This window comes from Paenibacillus sp. J22FR5 (assembly GCF_059691975.1).
On record NZ_JCAUAN010000001.1, the window covers coordinates 116,922 to 137,803 of the forward strand.

Annotated in this window: 17 protein-coding genes; 11 read left to right on the top strand and 6 right to left on the bottom strand. The window is 42.9% G+C overall.

What is annotated here, in order from left to right; all coding sequences use genetic code 11:
* Positions 1-262 precede the first annotated feature (262 nt).
* From AC58P7_RS00460 to AC58P7_RS00475, 4 genes are all read left to right on the top strand, one after another.
* Positions 263-832, top strand: coding sequence for a TetR/AcrR family transcriptional regulator (locus tag AC58P7_RS00460; protein WP_497339410.1), 570 nt, complete (start codon positions 263-265; stop codon positions 830-832).
* A gap of 178 nt (positions 833-1,010) precedes the next feature.
* A complete protein-coding gene (locus tag AC58P7_RS00465) occupies positions 1,011-2,327 on the top strand; it encodes a spore germination protein (RefSeq protein ID WP_497339411.1) in 1,317 nt (438 codons plus the stop codon).
* Complete coding sequence (locus AC58P7_RS00470; RefSeq protein ID WP_497339412.1) at positions 2,324-3,406, top strand: GerAB/ArcD/ProY family transporter; 1,083 nt, start codon at positions 2,324-2,326, stop codon at positions 3,404-3,406. The genes AC58P7_RS00465 and AC58P7_RS00470 overlap by 4 nt, the downstream gene beginning before the upstream one ends.
* Entirely contained in the window at positions 3,396-4,445 is a 1,050-nt protein-coding gene (locus tag AC58P7_RS00475; protein ID WP_497339413.1) for a Ger(x)C family spore germination protein, read from the top strand. The genes AC58P7_RS00470 and AC58P7_RS00475 overlap by 11 nt, the downstream gene beginning before the upstream one ends.
* A gap of 543 nt (positions 4,446-4,988) precedes the next feature.
* On the opposite strand, the gene arfA is transcribed toward AC58P7_RS00475, so the two are convergent.
* Complete coding sequence (gene arfA, locus AC58P7_RS00480) at positions 4,989-6,500, bottom strand: arabinosylfuranosidase ArfA (RefSeq protein ID WP_497339414.1); 1,512 nt, start codon at positions 6,498-6,500, stop codon at positions 4,989-4,991.
* A 142-nt stretch (positions 6,501-6,642) separates the two neighbouring features.
* On the opposite strand from arfA, the gene AC58P7_RS00485 reads away from it, so the two are divergent.
* The 6 genes from AC58P7_RS00485 (at position 6,643) to AC58P7_RS00510 (ending at position 12,738) form a co-directional block, all read left to right on the top strand.
* A complete protein-coding gene (locus tag AC58P7_RS00485; RefSeq protein ID WP_497339415.1) occupies positions 6,643-7,551 on the top strand; it encodes an ArsR/SmtB family transcription factor in 909 nt (302 codons plus the stop codon).
* A 137-nt stretch (positions 7,552-7,688) separates the two neighbouring features.
* Positions 7,689-8,459: a DUF975 family protein gene (locus tag AC58P7_RS00490; protein ID WP_497339416.1), complete on the top strand. Its 771-nt coding sequence runs from the start codon at positions 7,689-7,691 to the stop codon at positions 8,457-8,459.
* A 13-nt stretch (positions 8,460-8,472) separates the two neighbouring features.
* Positions 8,473-9,492 (top strand): hypothetical protein, encoded by a 1,020-nt coding sequence (locus tag AC58P7_RS00495; protein WP_497339417.1) that lies wholly within the window; start codon positions 8,473-8,475, stop codon positions 9,490-9,492.
* Entirely contained in the window at positions 9,489-10,337 is an 849-nt protein-coding gene (locus tag AC58P7_RS00500) for a DUF8832 domain-containing protein (RefSeq protein ID WP_497339418.1), read from the top strand. Before AC58P7_RS00495 ends, AC58P7_RS00500 begins: the two co-directional genes overlap by 4 nt.
* A gap of 165 nt (positions 10,338-10,502) precedes the next feature.
* Entirely contained in the window at positions 10,503-10,781 is a 279-nt protein-coding gene (locus AC58P7_RS00505; RefSeq protein WP_497339419.1) for a hypothetical protein, read from the top strand.
* A gap of 193 nt (positions 10,782-10,974) precedes the next feature.
* Positions 10,975-12,738, top strand: a complete 1,764-nt coding sequence (locus AC58P7_RS00510) for a glycoside hydrolase family 2 protein (RefSeq protein ID WP_497339420.1) — start codon at positions 10,975-10,977, stop codon at positions 12,736-12,738.
* A gap of 63 nt (positions 12,739-12,801) precedes the next feature.
* On the opposite strand, the gene AC58P7_RS00515 is transcribed toward AC58P7_RS00510, so the two are convergent.
* The 5 genes from AC58P7_RS00515 to AC58P7_RS00535 all read right to left on the bottom strand — a co-directional run bounded on the left by AC58P7_RS00515 (position 12,802) and on the right by AC58P7_RS00535 (position 20,443).
* Positions 12,802-13,677: a carbohydrate ABC transporter permease gene (locus AC58P7_RS00515; protein ID WP_497339421.1), complete on the bottom strand. Its 876-nt coding sequence runs from the start codon at positions 13,675-13,677 to the stop codon at positions 12,802-12,804.
* Between the two features lie 16 nt (positions 13,678-13,693).
* The gene (locus AC58P7_RS00520) at positions 13,694-14,623 is read right to left on the bottom strand and encodes an ABC transporter permease (RefSeq protein WP_497339422.1); all 930 of its coding nucleotides are present in this window, start codon (positions 14,621-14,623) and stop codon (positions 13,694-13,696) included.
* A gap of 74 nt (positions 14,624-14,697) precedes the next feature.
* Entirely contained in the window at positions 14,698-16,365 is a 1,668-nt protein-coding gene (locus AC58P7_RS00525; protein ID WP_497339423.1) for a type 2 periplasmic-binding domain-containing protein, read from the bottom strand.
* A 316-nt stretch (positions 16,366-16,681) separates the two neighbouring features.
* Positions 16,682-19,051, bottom strand: a complete 2,370-nt coding sequence (locus AC58P7_RS00530) for a helix-turn-helix domain-containing protein (RefSeq protein ID WP_497339424.1) — start codon at positions 19,049-19,051, stop codon at positions 16,682-16,684.
* A 129-nt stretch (positions 19,052-19,180) separates the two neighbouring features.
* The gene (locus AC58P7_RS00535; RefSeq protein ID WP_497339425.1) at positions 19,181-20,443 is read right to left on the bottom strand and encodes an MFS transporter; all 1,263 of its coding nucleotides are present in this window, start codon (positions 20,441-20,443) and stop codon (positions 19,181-19,183) included.
* 157 nt (positions 20,444-20,600) lie between these two features.
* Between AC58P7_RS00535 and AC58P7_RS00540 the strand changes: the two genes are divergently transcribed.
* On the top strand, positions 20,601-20,834 hold the full coding sequence (locus tag AC58P7_RS00540; RefSeq protein ID WP_051553263.1) for a cold-inducible protein YdjO-related protein: 234 nt from the start codon (positions 20,601-20,603) through the stop codon (positions 20,832-20,834).
* Positions 20,835-20,882: the final 48 nt, after the last annotated feature.

Below are 20,882 nucleotides of genomic sequence, written 5' to 3' on the forward strand. Positions count from 1 at the left end.
AATCTGAAATGCTTGTCTGATTTTTTCTAGCGTATTCCTAACAAACGTCCGCCATCAGAGACTTCTTCCCAAATGGGATTTGTAAATTAATCCCTCCTACATCATAAATCTAACTCCTGTTGCATATGGAACAGTTGTTGTATAAATTAGATTATAGACATTACTTCACAGCCACTCAACCAACATAATCTTAATATTGTTGCATAAGTCACATTTTATCTAAACTGTCTAAAAATTTTTTTCTGGAATGGAGGTATCTTTGATGGAGGGCAATAAAGACCTGCGTATGATTCGAACAAGGAAATTCATTATTGATTCCTTTTTACAACTTTTGATGAAAAAGAGTTTCAACAGTATCAAAATCAGTGATATTACATCACTAGCTATGATTAATCGGGCAACCTTTTATCACCATTTCGTTGATAAATATGATTTGCTCGAAAAAGTGGTTAAAGAAGAATTAATGGCGAATGTTCTTCAGGAAATTTCAAATAATGAAGAGTTTAATGAAGAAATGCTTAAAAGTGTATTTTTATCCATAACTAAATTTCACTTGAGTTTATCTGAACGCTGTCAGCGGAGTTATGATGATATGAGTGTGAATGTAGAAGCCATAATAAAAAAAGAACTTGAACATATTATTTATCAATTACTGTTAAAAAAGGATCAGGGTGAAGATAACGAAAAGCTAAGAATTGTCGCAACCATGCTAAGTTGGATGATTTACGCAGCTGCAGTTGATTGGAAGCAGAACAGCAGTAAATCACCGGAGGAGTATTTTGATTATGCAATTTTGTCTATTAGGCAATTATTAGGGAATGGAACAGCTTAACATTCGAATGCAAATGAAAAAAAAGGGCAGTTTGCTTCATGCAGCTGCCCTTTTTTAATACTGGCTCACCGTCCTATTATTACGATAACGCTGTGAGTGGACAAACGGTTTGACCGTGCATAGTCATTCCACTTGCTGGAAACAATAGGGTTACACGTTACTTGAAGGGGCAGGATTCATGGGCAATTTCGTTCAGGAAATGAAATCCACGTTCGCCGAGCATGATGATTTTTTCATTCACGAAGAGCAATTTGATCATACAGCACTTTTTCTTATCGGATTTAATTCGCTCATCAATTTTTCCAAGTCCAATTTATACGTTCGGCAAATGGCGCAATTGTCTGATTCCGTTGATGAACTATTTACGAACCTCAGTGATCAGCTTGATGTGGATGCTAAACAAATCATAAAGGCCGTTCTAGAAGGCAAGTTGGTCATCTTAACAGGAGACGATCAACGTAACGCCATTGTGGAACCCGTCCCCCAAAATCTGAGGAGAAGCATTGATGAGCCCAAAAATGAAAGCCCTGTTCAAGGTCCTTTGGACGCCTTTGGAGAGGATATTGATATTAACATAGGGCTGATCCGAATGAGACTGGGCACTGAGCGTCTGATCCATAGCTCATATCAAGTCGGAGAGCTGCCAAAGCGAAGGATTTCCATGCTTTATCTTAAAGGAAAAGCTCCGGATGATCTTATTGAAAAAATAGACCAGAAGTTGAAACAAGCTCACTCAGATATTGAAACGATAAATGACCTGAATAATCTTTTTGGTGCCCACAAATTTGTACCTGTCAATCATTTCTCCATAACTGAACTTCCGGTGCAAGCCGTCTATTCGTTAAAACGGAACAGAGTCGTTCTCTTTTTGGACAATACTCCCTACGCCTTTGTTCTTCCGCATCTGTTATGGGATATGTTGTCCACAGCAAATGATCGCAATTTCCATGTCAGTTTCACCTATATGATTCGAACCCTCAGGGGATTGGGGATATTGTGCAATCTCATCCTTCCTGCTTTTTATGTTGCCATAACGTCAGTCAATCCTGAAATATTAAAAATAGACCTCCTCTTGTTTGTCGCAGAAAGCAGAGAAGGCATTCCGCTAACCCCCTTATTCGAAACCCTTGCTATGGTCGTATTAGTTGATTTAGTGACTGAAGCGATTATCAGACTCCCCAAAACCGTAGGACCGACCGTTACGATGGTTGGAGGAGTCATACTTGGCCAAGGGGTAGTTGAAGCGAAATTAGTCAGTAGTTTATTGGTCATTGTCATCACCGCAATGTTGATTTCAGGTTCAACAGTCGTTGGAGTTCAAAACGCGTTGTACATTCGTACGCTAAAATACTTTATTTTAATTGCGGCATCCGTTTTCGGCATACTGGGTATATGTACCGGATTATTATTTGTATGCATAATTCTGGCAAGTTTAAAGACATGCGATATTCCGTATATGGCATTTCGGATAACGGAAAAGGGGGATGCCAAGTGAACCATAGGGTACAACTTGCATTATTGGTTTGTGTCGCGAGCGGGGGCTTCGTTTATTTGCTGTATCCCAATCTTGTATATTCGTCGACGGAAGGCGGTCATTGGGTAGTGATTCTTTGTGCAGGATTGCTGCAAATGGTTTTTATGCTGATCTACAAAAAAGGATTGGATTATTTTCCGAAAAAGGATCTTATCGATATATTTAGGCAAATGGGAAAGTGGGTTGCATTCATCATTCTTGTCCCTTATGCATTCATTCTGACATTGATGGTTGGATTGGCTCTTCGCGCCCATAGCGAAGAAATCATTGCGATTTTTTTGAATCGAACACCTTACTGGGCGGTATTGGCCCTTTTTGTTTTTATATCCGCTTTTGCAGCAATAAAAGGCTTAGAAACGATGCTGCGTGCTTCTGTAATTGTTTTCATCATCACTAGTTTATTGATCATGTTAAACACTTTTACTGTGATGGTAAACTTTGATTTTCACAACGCTTCGCCAGTTTGGCCTTCATCTCTCCGTTTCTTATGGAGCACAAAGTTTTACTATTATCTTACGGGATTTTCACCGTTATTATTTTTAGGATTCGTGCCTTCCGAAAACAATATGAAATACGGCCACCTGTTCGGGGTATGGACCTATGTGACGCTCTTCATACTAGTAGCTGTATATGTTCCGCTTTTCATATTTGGACAAGAGACGATTATCACGCTTCGTTATAAGTTAGAAGAGGCGGTGGATACCGTTGACATGAGATGGTTTATATTCAGCCGGCAAACGATGTTCATAGGTATTTCATTAATTGCGTTCACGATCTTTTTGAATGCCCTTACGCTATGGCAGGCCGGACAACTCATGCAGAAAACATTCAATTGGCAAAGAACCAAACGATCTTATTGGATCATCGCTTTCTCTCTAATCGCATTTCTTATGGGCGTATATGTCCCAAACCAGGACTTGGTTATAAAAATTATAGAGATGAATGCAGGTGCTCACGCTTTGTTAACCGTAATCATTCCATTGACCATTTTCATCTATGGCATCTCTAGTCGAAGAAGGATGGCAGGTTATGAAAAGTAATAATCGATTCAAACTTTTCATTGTACTTACGTCTTTAACCTTGCTCTGCGGTTGTTGGGATATTAAAGAAATCAATCTGCGTACCCCTCCTTTGCTCCTTGGCATAGCCAAGGGAAACAATGATGAATACAGAGTGACACTGTATGTTCCCTTTACGAAAAGAGGCAAAACAGAATCAAGAATTGTAACGGAAAAAGGTAATTCTATTTCCAATATTCTCCGACAAATGCGGACAAACTCTGATGATGCCCTTGATTACTCACAAGTACAATTACTTGTCATCCAAAACAACGTGGCAAAGAACGAAGAGGAATTTGGTAAACTTATTCGACTTTCAATGGAGATGGAGCAACTGCCGTCCAAAGCGTTGGTTGCCATTACAGATGATGATATTGAGAAAATGTTGTTGAATATTGAGAAAGTAGTGGGTGTTCATGCAACCTCTATCAATGACTTTTTTTATAAAGGGGAGTGGGCACCGGAGGTTTCGAGTACGCGCATCTGGGAATTGTATCGGGGTTTGTATTCCTATACGAATGATACAAGCGTTCCGATCGTCTCTTCCGGCAAAGATACAGTATTACGCTTCGAGGGTGCCGCTATTTTGAAAAAAGGGAAAATAGTGGAGCGGATCAATCCGAAGGAAACTCTATTGGTGAATTTGTTTCATCACCGCAAAGCAATAGGCGAGATTATGAGCCTGGGCTCTGCCGACATAATCGTAAAAAACAGCTCATTGCACATCAAGTCGTCAATGAAAAAGGATGAACCGTTGGTGTCATGCGATTTGAAATTAAAAATACAAGTTAGGGAAAGAAAAGAAGGCGTGACGAATAAACAGATCCAAGAAGAACTCGAAAAATTGATCGAAAAGCAGTTTAATAAGATGTTTGAAAAAGCCCAAGAAAACAAAGCAGATATTTTTGGGTTTGGCCAACATTTCCGTAATCGGATTCCATATCAGGAATTAAAAAACTGGAGAGAAGAATATTATCCGAAGTTACAAGTGGATTTTCAGGTTCATGTAAGCCTTTTGTAATTTCCGCAGGTTTGCAGGCTCCGTTTTCTAATTCATTATGGAATATCACAGTAATCAAGAAAAGGTCTCGCCGAGCTTGAGGGGACTCAATATAAAAGTTTTGTATCTATGTATACATTGATTTATCTTGGGCAATACTATAGTTTATTGCGTTAAATGAAATTAGAAGTAAACCTGTTTACCGGATAATGGAATTGAAAATTGACTGAAGTATTGCCTGCAATATGTTTAACTTTTCCTTTCGGATAAGACGCAAGAATGAAAGAAGCTGTAATCAATGATTCAGCTTCTTTTCTATTTCCGGATGTCGGGAATATGATGAGCATTCAATCAAACCTATTTATCAAGACTAGTTACAAAGAAGGTCTAGTTCAAAATGTATTTTTACGCTAAATCCGACCAATGAAAGCGAGCGCCGCCCGAATGACGGGCGGCGCTCTTCTTGTCATGCCGGCCTTGAACCGGCGGGGGCCGGCAGTCCTCTTCATCGAGCGCGGCAAATTGAGCTTTCTCTATAATACTGAAAAAGTGACCAACGTTTTGTTAACCTTTTTGGGTTTGTAAACGGATGACGTTCCAAGATGCTTTGGCAAGATGACTTTTGACACGACCACTGTCAATGAAGGATTGACCGTTCCTATGCGGGGTAACATTATTTGGGTTAGTCTTTGTATTAACCGCTTTAAGATCTTCATGTTCAAGCACGATATGCTCGATCAAGCTAACATCTCCAAAGCTGCGGATGTCGAGTTCCAATTCCATGGTTTCGGTAAGATGTCGATTGACGGCAAAGATCGTAATATAACCCTGCTCTTCGTCGTATACGCATATAGATTCAAGATAAGGGACATCCGTAAAATCTTTGGAATCGTATTTCGGTGAAGAATTGACAGTATGAAGTACGGTACCTCTGCCATAAATAGAAGCATGGAGGAATGGGTAATACGTCGTTTGCAGCCACAGTGGACCACCTGTTTCCGTAGTAATCGGCGCGATAACGTTAATCAATTGCGCCATGCAAGCCATTTTGACACGGTCAGCATGTTTCAGTAGCGTGATCAGGAAGCAGCCAACGGCCAATGCATCCTCATGTGTATACACATCTTCGAATTCTGGAGGTGCGATCTGCCAGCGCTCTTCCGCTCGACTGGATCCAATTGTGTGCCATACATTCCATTCATCTAAGGAGAGCATAAGCTTTTTCTTACTGCGCTTTTTGGCTTTCACATAATCACAAATGGATGCGACACTGCTAATGAACTGGTCTAGATTAAGTGATGTAGCAAGGAAATTTGAGGTATCGTTGCTATTATTATTGTAATACGCATGCAAGGACAAATAGTCAACATTCTCATAGGTCAAATCGAGAACAGTTGCCTCCCATTCTGCAAACGTACTCATCCCGCTTGATGAGCTTCCGCAAGCAACCAACTCAATGGAAGGATCTACCCAGCGCATCACTTTTGCGGTTTCATTAGCGAGGCGACCATACTCGACAGCTGTTTTGGTCCCGATCTGCCATGGCCCATCCATTTCGTTGCCCAAGCACCAGGTTTTGAATCGGTGAGGTTCCTTATAACCGTGTGAAATGCGCATATCACTCCAGTAGGAGCCAGAAGGATGATTGCAGTACTCGATAAGATTTCTTGCGTCGTCTATGCCGCGTGTCCCGAGATTAACCGCCATCATGACCTCGGAACCAACTAACTTCGCCCAATCAGCGAATTCATTGGTACCGATCTCGTTGGTCTCTGTTGTCCACCAAGCAAGCTCTAGAAGTCGCTTACGATCTTTCTTGGGTCCGACGCCATCTTCCCAATTATATCCGGAAACAAAGTTGCCTCCCGGATAACGAATAATAGGAACTTGCAACGCGCGAATGGCTTCAATCGCATCTTGTCGGAAACCATTCGCATCTGCGGTAGGGTGACCTGGCTCATAAATACCGCCATAAACAGCTCGTCCTAAGTGTTCAATAAAGGATCCATATAGACGAGGGTCAATTTGTGCTTTAACGAAATCTTTGTCAATGAGCATAGTTGAACGTAAAGACATTTGTATATTCCTCCTTGAGAATTAGCTTATTTATGAATTCTGATTTTGTTGATTTCCTCTTTATTATGTACGATAATGATTATATGGTTCAAGTGCAAAATTTAGGATTAACTAAATTACTTATTCTAAGGAGTTCGATTCCATGTTTCTAAAAACGGATTCTGCATCGCTTCAGGTTTACGAAGCATTGGCGAGCGAAGTTCGCCTTAAAATTATAGATAAACTATTTATAAAGGAAATGCATATTAAGGAACTCGCTGCAGAGCTCTATCTCAGTAATGCGATTGTAAGTAGTCATGTCAACAAGCTCGAACAAGCGGGACTTGTAGGTAGTAAAATGAAGCGAGTCAACGGTGGAACCTACAAATGTTGCTTCGTGAATACGGAATATTTGCAGATAAAGCTGTCTCCTGAAAGGAAATCAATGAATAGCTTTAAGGAAGTGTCAGTGCCTATTGGCCAATACACGGATTATGAAGCGTGGCCAACATGTGGAATTGCCACAACGGAGAAAATGATTGGTCACTATGATAACCCTACCTATTTCATGGATCCGGAAAGGGTAAACGCGGGTATTCTTTGGTTCGCGAGAGGATTTATTGAGTATAAGGTACCCAATTACTTGTTAAAAGATCAAGTTTTAAAGGAAATAGAAATTTCGATGGAAATTGGATCCGAGGCTCCTCAAGTGAATGAAAACTGGCCCTCTGATATCTGTTTTTCTCTAAATGAGATGTTGCTTGGTAGATGGACAAGTCCTGGTGATTATGGTGAAACGAGGGGTAAGCTGACGCCAGAGTGGTGGCACTCGGACGTGAATCAATACGGGTTGCTGAAGGTCCTTCGTATTACCGAAAACGGTTCTTATATCGATGGTCAACGTCTTTCTGATGTGAGCATCCATGACCTGCGAGTAGATCCGAAGTACTGGATATTCCGAATAAGCGCGGAGGATACCAAACGCGGACGTGGCGGTTTAACTCTTTTCGGTAAGGGATTCGGAAATTACGATCAAGATATCCTAATTAGATGTTTCTATGATGAGGGATGAAACATTCAACTCATTTACTGAAAAGTAACCTACTTATGTGATATGTGAGTCCGCTCACTTTGGAAAAAAAAGGTATTGTTCTATGACTGTCTGAGTTAAAATAGGATGGTATATAGGATTTTCTAAGGAGGGATTACGTGCATTGGTCGCGTGAAGATTTGAAAAGTAGAGCGAAACAGGTACTGCGAACAACGTACTGGAAAGCATTTCTTGTAAGCTTGTTACTTGCATTCATTAGTGGTGGAATTCCAAGTTGTTCTGGGAAATGGGATGCCAATTCAACCATTAATTTGTCGGATATGCATATGGGCTTCGGGAAAGTAGATTTTGGGAATGTAACGGATGGAATCGGTCTTTTCATTCTTATTTTTCTCATTATCGTTGCGATTGTGGCTGGCTTGGTAGCGATAGCTTTCAACATTTTTGTACTTGCTCCATTTAAGGTGAATACACTTCAATATTTTAAACAAGCTTCACAGGGTGAGGCTGACTTGAATTACCTCTTGTATGCATTCGGGAAAGGTAGATATTTAGGCGTTGTTGCCGCCATGTTTTGGAGTGCGTTATTGAATTTCTTGTGGTTTTTATTATTCATCATCCCAGGGATTGTGAAGACTTATGCGTACAGTATGGTACCTTATATTCTTGGTGATAATCCTACGATTGGTAGGAAACGAGCGGTCCAACTCAGCAATCAGATGACTCGAGGATTCAAATGGCGGATATTTGTGCTTGATCTCTCCTTTATCGGGTGGTATCTTCTTGGTGTATTAGCCTTAGGGATAGGCGTGTTGTTCGTATTGCCGTATTATAATTCAACGAAAGCCGAGTTATATTTGGTTTTGCGTCAGCAGGCCATATACGACGGTCTTAGTACCCCAGAAGAATTACATCTACCCATTTCTTAAGGAGCTGATGGTTTTGTCGATTCCACTGACGGTAAGTCCAACGCAAGTATCCACCACAACGTCCAAACATTCGATCACGATGATCATGGGGATGTGGCTCATTATCGGTCTGTTTATTGATGGCTTCGCGCATAACCATGGGGCTGTCGAGACTTTCTTTACACCGTGGCACGGGATTCTATACTCGGGGTACTTGGCTTGTGCGGTTTGGATATTTATGATGATTCGCTCGAATAAAATCAACAGCCAATCTTCCACTTGGATCGCGGCGATCCCTGTTGGCTACAAGCTTGGTGCAGCGGGCGTAATCCTCTTCTTTGTAGGCGGGCTCGGTGATATGTATTGGCATACCGTATTCGGCATTGAGAAAAATATCGAAGCCCTTCTAAGCCCGACTCATCTCCTTTTGCTGGCGGGCGCGTTAATGATTCTGACAAGCCCCTATCGTGCAATCAGCGCTGCTGAAAAGAGGGCTGCGCCGACGTTTCGCCAATTGTTACCTGCGTTAACGTCTATTGGGTTAACATTTACCGTGTTCGCCTTCTTTCTTATGTATGCTTGGTCCTTCCGCCAGAGCCTATGGATGGCGAGGGAAGAGGACGCAATCGGAAGAGCCGTAGTGGATTTCCTGATTACAACGATGATTCTTGTGATTCCATTGATGTTTGTGCTACGGAGATGGAAACTTCCGTTCGGTACGGTTACTTTCTTCTTTCTGTTTGAGTCCATATTTCTGGCGGTCCTGGATGGATTTAGAGACTACGGATCGATTATCATCTTGCTCATTAGCGGCGTGATTGGTGATCTGTTATTTAGTCGGATAAAAGAGAGGGAAGTTACAGACTGGCGCTACAAGGCAGTGTTCTTTGTCCTTCCTGTATTGATCTGGGGGATGTATTTCGCTAACTTGAAATTATTTCATACCTTGGACTGGGCGCCAGAGTTGTGGGGAGGCTCGATTTTCCTTTGCGCACTAACTTCACTTGGATTAAGTATACTTGCAGCACCGGTTACATCTAGCAAAAGCGAATGAAAGTGAAGCTATTGCCCCTAATTTGCTTGGTCTTCTTCGTATCAGCATGCGGTTCGTCATCCACGACAACGATTGATATGTCCGATAACTCAAGCATGACGGGGATGTCTGGCATGACGATGACGTCCCCTGTCACACATCAGCATACGAATGATGCCCTTGCTCATTTCTCAGTGGATTCACCGAATTATTTACCGAATGAGCTATCGAATATCACCATTCTGGTTCAGAATAAATGGAATCGGCCCATCGATAAATTTGATGTCATGCACGAGAAGCTGATGCACCTCATCGTGGTCAGTAAGGATTTGTCATACTTCGATCATTTGCACCCCACCTACGCAGGAGGCGGGCGCTTCGATGTTCAAACATCGTTTCCCGCAGGAGGCTACTATCAGCTTATTGCCGATTACACGCCGAGTGACTTAGGGGAGACCGTACAGTCCCATTGGGTAACGATCAATGGGAAGGCCCCCAAGGCTGTTAAGCTTCAACCAGATAAAAGCTTAACGAAACAAGTCGGTGACAAGGAAGTCACCCTAGCCTTCGACCATCTCATGGCAGGCATGCCGCTTGACATGATATTCACCTTTAAACAGGGGGCTTCGAAGGAGCCTATTACGAACTTGCAGCCGTATTTGGGAAGCGTAGGCCATGTTGTGGCCATTAGCGAAGACGGCAAAGAATACGTGCATGTTCATCCGAAGGATACGGTCGTTACTTCCGGCCCTACCGCGGCATTCACGATTCAGTTCCCCAAAAAAGGGATCTACAAAATTTGGGGTCAATTTCAACAGAATAACGAAGTTTTCATTGTTCCCTACGTGATTCAAGTAAATTTGTAATATAAAAGAAATATAGTAGTCATCTGCCATTCATGTTAATCGCTTATAATAAAAGACGACCCCCTTTTAAAATATATATCTTAAGACCCGCAGCCCGTTGCTGTGGGTCTCTTTGTGTCCACTTATGGTACAATAGGCCATATACCCATACTAGGAGTGAGAAAAATGACTGCCCCAATCAATGAGCAGGAGCTTTTACAATTCATCATCGGTAAGACGAAGGCCGATCCGAAGCAAATTGAGCTTGTGTTGAAACATGAAAAAGCGTATATCGCAAAAGCAGAACAAGGCTCGAAAGGCGCTGTAGATATCGACAGTGATGATTTGATTGATCATATTCTAAGTCGATCCGACGTGAAGCTGAGTGAGCTTGCGGTGGATACGATTCTAGAAGCTGAGATGGAATACTTAATGAAAAATGGCATGGCCGGCTATATCGACTAGGTCATCCTAGGATTAAAGGGGCTGCCCTCACGTAGAGTTATCTATGTGGGGGTGGATTTTTGTTTTTGTTAACTTAAAAGTTAATTAAATAACGCATATTGACTTTATATTGGGAGGGTTGCATAATGAAAACAGGAATTATTACGTTATTTAGTTAACTTTTAAATTATCTAATTGGAGGTTTTCCTGCACAATGAGCAACCAACCGAGAGCCGAATATCCGAGGCCGCAATTTGTACGAGATAGCTGGATCAGTCTGAATGGTGAGTGGCAGTTCGAATTCGATGATGCGTCTGTAGGGACGAAACAGAAGTGGCATACAGGTGAAAAGGATTTCTCACAGGCGATTCAGGTGCCGTTTGCTTTTCAAAGTCAATTAAGTGGCATTGGCTCTAACGAATTTCACGATGTCGTTTGGTATCGCCGCGAGCTTGAGATTCCTCAGGCGTTTGCGAATAAGCGTATTCTGCTTCATTTTGGCGCAGTGGATTATCAAGCATCGGTTTGGGTGAATGGGATACTTGTAGCAACGCATGAAGGTGGTCATACGCCTTTCCACGCTGATATTACGGAAGCCCTTCAAGATGGGACTAATAAGCTCGTGGTCAAAGCTGTTGACTTTAGCCAAGATGTTACGCTGCCAAGAGGGAAGCAATATTGGAAAGCGGATTCCGCAAGTATTTTCTATACGAGAACAACTGGGATTTGGCAAACGGTTTGGATGGAGGCTGTTTCAACGAACGCGTACTTAGATAAGGTGAAAATGACACCGGATATCGATGCAAAGCAGATTGAAATCAGCTACGAAATCGAGGGCATTGACGCACATTCAACGTCCAAGCACCAGCTGAAGGTTGATATTTCTTTCAAAGGTGAGCTTGTCTCGGAAGATGTGTATGGCATTCGAAGCGGGACGGGTACACGGAAGATCCGTCTCAATGATTTCAATGATCATGGACTTGGCGGTTGGTGGACGCCGGAGAACCCTAACCTATATGATGTTACATTTACACTCCTGACGGATAACAAGGTTGAGGATGTCGTGACTAGTTACTTCGGTATGCGAAAGGTTTCGATTGAAGATGGCAAATTATGCCTGAATAACCGTCCATATTTTCTGAAAATGGTGCTGGATCAAGGCTATTTCCCGGATGGGAATTTGACGCCGCCGAGCGACGATGCGATAAAACAAGATATCGAGCTTACCAAGGCGATGGGCTTTAACGGCGCTCGGAAGCATCAGAAGCTTGAGGATCCAAGATTTCTATATTGGTGTGATGTGCTGGGGCTCGTCGTATGGAGCGAAGCGGCGAATGCGTATGAATACTCGGATAAATATGTCGGGCAATTTACCAAAGAATGGATCGCCTCGATGGAGAGGGATTATAATCATCCGTCGATTATTGCTTGGGTACCTCTCAATGAGAGCTGGGGCGTTCCAAATATTCAAATCGATAAATTGCAACAGCAGCATGCGCTTACGATGTATCATTTGAGCAAATCGCTGGATCCCATGCGGCCAGTTATTTCGAATGATGGTTGGGAGCTCGTGACAACAGATCTATTCGCCATTCATGATTATGAGTGGAGGGAAGAGGTGCTGAGTGAGCGATACAGCTCCAAAGAAAAGGCGGTTCATGCGATGCCGGGGAATCGACGATTAGTTGTGGAAGGCTTCCCCTATCAGGATCAGCCGATCCTCATCACCGAATTTGGCGGAATTGCCTATAAGAAGAGTGAATGGGAAGGCTGGGGCTACTCCGGGGCAGATAATGACGAGGACTATGAGCAAAAACTGCGCGCTGTCATTCGTCCACTCCTGAACTCTGGTGTTGTTCAAGGCTATTGTTATACACAATTGACGGATGTTGAGCAAGAGATCAATGGCTTACTGACCTATGATCGCAAGCCGAAAATCCCCGTGGAGATTATCAAAGCGATCAATGATCGCAACTAATCGCAACTAATCGCAACTAACAAAACGTCGTCCCTCCAGTATGGAGTGGACGACGTTTTGTTGTTACCCTTTGACAGCGCCAATCATGACGCCCTTCACGAAATATTTTTGAACGAAAGGATAGAGGATCAGAATCGGTACAGAGGCAACCATGATGGTGGCATATTTGATCGTTTCCCCGATCTGGAATTGATCGGCGGCATTAGCGCCGGAAGACATCATATCCGTGTTGTTCGCGATTAAAATTTCCCGAAGGGTGAGCTGAAGTGGATACAGTTCTCGATCCTTGAGGAAGATAGAAGCCCAGAACCATCCGTTCCATTTCTCAACGGCATAATACAAGATCATGACCGCGATAACCGGCATGGAAAGCGGGATAATGATTTTAAATAAGATGACGAAATGGTTGGCACCGTCCATCTTGGCTGATTCCTCTAGGCTTTCGGGAACTGCCATAAAGGCTGTCCGCATAATAATCAAGTTGAAGGTATTGACGGCGAAAGGTAATATCGTTGCCCACAGGGAGTCGATTAAGCCGACACCTTTCACGATAAGGTACATCGGGACAAGTCCACCGCTGAAAAACATGGTGAGGATCACGATAAAAATAAACACTTTGTTCCACATCACATTTTTACGGGAAAGCACATAGGCGCCTAAGGCAGTGACAATTAAGTTGGTCGAAACACCGAAGACAAGGATGAATAAGGTGTTTCGGTAGCCTTTTAAGATCGACGGATTATGAAATACATTTTTGTAAGCTTCCAAACTGAAGCCCAGAGGGCGATAGAGAAAGCCTTTGTGTGTGATCAGTTGTGCACCGTCGCTGATGGAAGCGAAAGTGACATAGATGAGCGGATAGAGCGTGACAATGACTAACAAAATCAATAAGACATGGTTAACGGCGTAAAATATGCGGTCTGAATAGCTGGTTCTCATCTTCGTCCCTCCTTCACTACCATAAGCTATTTTCACTAATTCTTTTACTTATTTTGTTGGCTGCTATGAGCAACGCTAAATTAATAACGGAATTGAATAGGCCAACGGCGGCACTATAGCTCCAACCAAATTCGAGTAACCCTTTGCGGTAAACGAAGGAGGAGATGACATCAGCGGTATCGTAGGTGCTTGGGTTGTACAGCAAAATAATTTTCTCAAAGCCTACATTGAGCAAATTCCCCATCCGAAGAATGAACATAATCGAAATGGTAGGTAGTATACCTGGCAAGGTGATGTGCCAAATGGACTTGATTCGAGTCGCACCGTCCATCTTCGCGGCTTCATATTGCTCCTGATCGATGCTCATGAGAGCAGCTAAATAAATAATAGACTCCCAGCCAATTTTTTGCCAAATTTCGGATAACACATATATGGTTCGGAACAGCTCAGGCTTCTGCAGCATCGCTGTATCATTCGCGCCAAAATAAGTCAGTAACGTATTCACTAAGCCGCCATTATTCGTAAAATCCTTAATCATACCAGCGATGACGACTAGCGAGATGAAGTAAGGCATGTAAGTGACCGTTTGCACAAAACGTTGGAACTTCTTATTCGCCAGTTCATTAATCAGAATAGCCAATATAATCGGGGCAGGAAATTCAAAACATAGTGTGTAAAGCGAGATGAGAACCGTATTTTTAAGAATACGCCAGAAATAATAGCTCGTGAAGAAATCATGAAAGTTCTGGAATCCGATCCATGGGCTGCCTAGGATCCCTTTGATCGGGGTATATTCTTTGAACGCAATAATGGCTCCATACATCGGCGCATAGTGGAAGATAAAGTAGTAAGCCAGGACGGGAACCATCATGAGATATAAATATTTATTTAAAAGAAAATCGCGTTTGAAGCGTACGGGAAAGCTAGCCTCCGCTGTTTTACGCATCATATCTCTCCTTTCACCGAGGAAATTGAATGTATAGGGGGAGGAGCTAGTGCTCCCCGCCCCCATGGTACTCATTATCTTTTGTTAAAACGATCTAAGGACGCTTTTTTGATTTCGATCGCACGGCTCAATTTAACGGAATTGAATTTTTCTAAATATTTGTCGAAGCTATCTACAGGCTCAGTTCCCAGGATAATTTTGAGTGTCATTTCATCAACGAGTGTGTTCAGATCTGTCATGATTTTAGCAAGTTCTGTACTTTCTTCTGGTGTTGCAGTAACTGGTGGGATTTTGTGTTTATCTACATCGGTTTTTCCCCATGTAGATACAGCATCACGTTGGGATTGCAAAGCTAGGTATTGCTCGACGTAACGTTTATCTTGAACGAATGGTCCATTGTAGTTACCGCGAATATACAAGGACATAGCTTGGGCTGGTGCCAATTTATCTGGATTTTTCATGAGCAAATCGGTGTATTTCGGATAACCGGAGCTATCTAGGTTATAAGAAACGCCTGGTGTTCCGAAGTTGAAGAACATGCGCCCCTCATCGGAGTAGCCATAGTCAAGAAGTTTTGCGGCTGTTTCGATATTTTTGGAAGAAGCGGTAATCGCTACAGATCCACCTGGCGCATTCGCAGGGTCTTTCTGACCGTACATGGCCTTGTCGCCTTTTTTGAGAACTGGATAAGGAGCTCCGAGTAGAACGCCTTTAGGATCTTTGGCCGTAATGAGCGGTTGGAATTTACCGATACCGCCGCCTGCGTTACCGACAGTTACGCCTGTAGCACCGGACGCCATGTTCGCATCCATAGCTTTGCTGTCTGCCGTTGCAAAGTTTTTATCGATCAAGCCTTCGGCATACCATTTGTGGAAGGTAGCCAGGAAGTCTTTGTAGCCTTTCTCAGCAGGACCGAACTTAATGGCGCCGCTATCGTCGATGAAGAAGTCACGTGTGACACCAAAAGCACTTGCAAATGCGCCGTTGCCTAATTCATTGAAAGGTCTAGGAACAGAGACAACGGAGAAGGCTGCGGTTGCTCCTTTTTTCTCTTTGAAGGCTTTAAGCGTTGTATACCAATCATCAATGGTTTCAGGGACAGGAAGACCAAGCTCATCTAGCCAATCCTTACGTACGATCGGACCTTGGTAGACGCGCAGGTAATCGTCGCCACGAATGAATGGGAATACATAATAGCTGCCGTTATCGGTTTTTACTTGCTTATCCACCTCTGGATGTTCTTTGAGATATTTCTTCAAATTCGGTGCAAATTTATCAATCGTATCATTTAATTTGAGAATATATCCGTCTTTGATCGCTTTCTCAGGTCCGCCTGGGAATTCGCCTTGCCAGTTGTATTCGATCATGTCAGGCAGATCGCCAGTTGCGAGCAAGACGTTAAGCGCTTGCGTCGTTTGGTTGGTCGGCGGAGCTGTGAATTTCAAAGGAACGCCGGATACTTTTTGCCAATTTTGGAAGAATGGTGTATCTGCGTGCGTCGCTTTTACCCCAGTCAAGTTACCAGGAAGCTCTCCCCAGTAGGTTAAGGTTTTGTCCGATTTGAGCGGATAAGTAACAGCTGCTCCAGCTGGCGCTGTAGAAGCCTTAGTAGTTGTACCTGATGAAGCTGCCGGACTTGCTGTACTTGTTGTTGAAGAGTTGGACGAACAGGCAACAACTAAGCTTCCCATTAAAGATGTGGTAACCAACATGGTGAACATTTTTTTACTGTTTCTTTTCATGCGTTGACCTCCTCAAAGTTTTTCGCCAGAAAAACTGGCACCAAAAGCGTTACTGTGTTTTTCGTTAGAACCAGAAAAACAGGCTTCGGAAGTCTACATTGTTTGGTTGCCTGTGCTATACCCTAACTATATGGTAACGCTTACACGAATGGTATCTTCAATTTCTCCAATGGCGTCTCGATAATTACCGAAAGACTCTACAAAATATCCAATCCTTTCATGAAAAAAGCCAATTTCGGGTGAAATTGTGTAATTAAGCCGTTGGAATTTGCTTTTAGGAAGCAAAAAGGGCAGCTATTCGCCGCCCCTCCATGCCTTATTTTTCAAGCATTTCTTTATATTTACCTGGTGTAATTCCCTCGACTTTCTTAAACACGCGGATAAAAGCGTTAATATCATTGAAGCCGACACCGTATGCGGCATCTCCGACCGTTTGCTCTTTCCCTTGGAGCAGCTGTTTCGATTTCTCAATGCGAACCTTGTTGATCCGATCCAGCAAGCCTTCCCCCACATAATCCTTGAAAAGCTTGGAAAGGTAAGTCGCTTTACGATCAAAATGACTGCCGATCATCGTTACATTCAAATTCACATCGGTATAATTGTGTTCAATATAGGTGTTCACTTGCTCTACGAGCTGTTGCAGCGCCTTCTGTTTTGTTAATGAATTGGCATGTTGTCGTTTGGCGGAGGTATAGGCACAAACCTGTGCAAGCATGTCATCCAGCTGAAACTCCATATCTTGGACAGTTTTAGCGTTCAAGAGGCGATCAAGCTGCTTGGGATTGCGAATGAAGAAGCTTTCCTGCATTCCCCCTGTATCATTAAGGCTTTTCATCATCGTTGTAACTAAGCCCATCATCAAGCATTTGGTAAGTGACACTGATATGCCGGAACCATTAAAGTTTTTCGCGATAATTTCACTGAGGATTTGACGCGCATCGGACAACTCTCCGAACTTCAAGGCATTCAGAAACTGCTGTTCCACCCCCATCGGATAATAATAGCCAGAGGGATTATCGCAGTGCATATTGGGTTTGAGGTCGTTATAGGCTAGAATTTCGTGCCCACCCATGACGAGCTTGTAAGTCATCGCATCTAAGGCTTCCAAGAAAGCCTGTGGAACACATGGGATGTGTTCATATACACTGCTTATTGCAATTGTTAAATGGATATCATAGGTGGAAGCAAGGAACGTTTGCGCCGCATCTGCGATGCGAACTAATTCATCTTTGGAGCTATGGCCTTCCTCCATGGAAAGATTAACTAAACACGCAAGTGTATCATCAATTTCCGCCACATAGCCACGATGCTGCTGCGATACTAATTCTTCTACCACGTTACTGACGATAAATTGGAGCAGCTTCCATTTCTCTTCTTCGGGTGTATGTACGATACGTTCGAAAAAGGATTCGCTCTTATCGATAACGAAAAGCATGACCGCAAACTCTTTCCGATCCAGCTCCATATCAAACGTCGTTAAGGCCTCTGCGATAGGGATTTTGCCATCTAGTTTCCCTTTTAAGAGCTTTTCTACAAAATGAGATCGTACAATATGTCGGTGCTGCTCAACTTTACTTTTGAAATCAGCCATTTCAATTAACGTGCTATCCACGGCTTCCTGGATGAAATGAAATTCATTGTAGGTTCTGCCGGATTCGAGTGTCTGTTTCTTGGAAAAAGCGTGAACCAAACGCCGAACAGGGTTGTAATTTCTTCGTAGGAAGAAAAAGGTCAGCAAACCTCCGCCTAGCAGGCTGATGAGCATACTCAAATAGGTCAGATTGCGGATATGTGACGCCTTTTGCCAATAAGTCGTGCTAGGCATGATCGAGACGTATTTGAGTTTGGAACGCGGCGATTGAATATTAAATACTTCATATTTCTCGCCATCGTTGCTTTTAAAATAGAAGTTAGTTGCTTGATCTAGGCTTGCATAGGGAAAATCCACAGGCATCGTGCTCGAGGAACTGGAAGCCAGAACTTGATTTTGTTCATTAAGAATGAGGACATGGCCTTTATTGAAGATTTCCATATTTTGAATGGCACCTAGAATGCGCGATTGATCGACCATGATGACATTCGTGGCGAGCGGCTGGTCGTGTTCAAAGGGATAGGTACTTATATAAGCTACTGTTTTCAGAAGGCTATTATCGTCACCAATGCGATACATGGGGATAAAACCTTTGAAATTACTGCGCGTCATAATAGATTGCCAGGAAGTGAAAGAGAAATCATCGCTTTTGTGTAAGGTTTCGTAGGCAAAGTTTTTCGAACGAACGGTCGTTGGGAGAATGACAGACTGATCTTTATTTAAGTAAACATAAAAAGAGTCGATCAACGGATAGGAGTTTTTGTACAAAGAAAAGCTCTTTGCGATTTGATAGGCATCATAAGGAAGATCTTTCGGATACGTTTCATATTTGTTGGAATACAGCAGCTCTTGCACATTCACATTCCAAGTGATCTCAAAATTGAGCTGTTCCATGGCTTTGAATTGGTTGTCCATCACTTCTCGTACTTGCTTCAGCAGGGAATCATTGGCTTGCTGAATTTCTTCCTTTAATGTGCGGTTAGACTCTATATATAATAATAGACCTATCACTACAGGTAATAAAAGGATGACAATGTATGAGATTAACCACGTTAAGACGATGCTTTGTCCATTAAAAATGAGTTTTTTCCGCATAGGCAAGGCCCCCTTGGCATTCAACTTTTCATTTGAGCATTGAGAAGTAAGCATGAATGCGCTCTCATTCTATTGTATTTCCTTTCCTTCGTCTACGTCAACGAGGGAAAAGAGCTTTTTTATGTGGGTTTATTCAAGGGTTTTGAAACGCTGCTTGCCAAAGAAAAAATAAAATAAAAACGAAATAACAGAATACACGACGGCCGTGATGCAGAAAGCGTACGCATAACCGAAATAACTTCCGTATCGGAATACGAGGCCTGTACTAATTGGAGAGGCAATAAACCAACCGAGATTGAAAACAGCCTCTCCTGAACTTGAGGCAAGCCCGCGAAGCGAACGATGCACATAGCTCATTTTGATCGAATTGTAAAAAGGATTTGCTGCGTTCATTAGAGCTTGACGGAATAAATACCCGCCCGAAGATAAGTAGAAGTTAGCCGAGAAGGCGGTTATAAGCAAAAAGGGAATGGAGCTAAGCTGTAAATACACGACTGATTTGACTTCCCCAAAGCGCTTGGCAATCACGGGTCCGATTAGGAAAGCGACCCCAGTTGCTGCTTGTCCTAAGGCAACGACGATCCCAATGGCGGATTTCGAAGCTTCAAAGCGATCCTCAAAATACACGTTGAGATATGGAACGATCATCCCGCCGCCGAGTGAGGAGAGTAAACCGAGTAAACAGAATAGGCCAATGACTTGGATAGACGTTTTATGCTCACGCCAGGTGGCTTTCCAATTCAAAGCTTCGCGGTGCGGTGCTTCTTCTTTCTCGTGTTCATTTTTTTCAAAGAGGGACATGGGAATGACACCAAGTGCAGCGATGGCCACGCCAATTAATAAGGTATACCTTAAGCTATGGATTTCATCCACACCAATCAAGAACTGAAAGAAATCACAAAGCACGCCTCCGATGGCAATCCCAATGACGTTCGCCAGCATAACCAATGCCATATTGAGGGAGAAAAGATGAACCCGCTGCTGAGGCGTTGAATTATTGGCCATAAAGGGTAGGATCGTCGCCGATACGACAGCTAAAGCCATCCCCCCTAAGAAGGCAGAAATCAGCATACCTTCATTCAATTCAATGAGGGAGCGGGCGGTCAGTGCAGCAATTGTAAAAATGAGACCGAAAGAAATAACGCGTTTGGGACCGAACCGGTCGTTCATGATGCCTGCCGGGATGAGTATAATCGCCGCGGCCAAAGACGTCATCCCAACGATGCTGCCAACCATTGTCTGCTCGTAGCCCAAGCTTCTTACATAGAGGTTGTACACAAGCCCAAACATGCTAATTCCTAAGTTCCAAACAAAATTAAACCAGAAAAAAAGTTTAATATTTCGGCTGTAGCCTTCGAGTTGCAGCTTCCATTCACGTAGTAGATTGGTCATGCGATAATCCTGCCTTTGTATTTTGTGTCTAAATTGCAATCGCTTTTTCTATTCTACCACTGGTAAATACTTTTGAACACGGGAAAGACTTGATATTCGATGCGATCTGTATAATAATAAGTAGTCTAATCTACGAAGCAGGGAGCACATAATTGAAATGTCTACAACGACGAGTATTGTAACGGAAGAGCAGAAGCCAGAAGTTGAACAGATTGAGATTTGGAAATGTAAAGGAACGGATTGCAAAGCTTGGGTTCGCAAAGAGTTCGTGACGGAAGCTTTACCAACGTGCCCGCTATGTAAAACACAAATGGTGCGCAGCTACAAGCATGTGCCTGTAACAGCTAAAAAAGGAAACAAAAAGTTTCTTGTAGGAAAGAAACGGTTTTAATCGGAATTATTGAAAAATTTCTTCTAAATAATAGGTCAGGATCGAGAG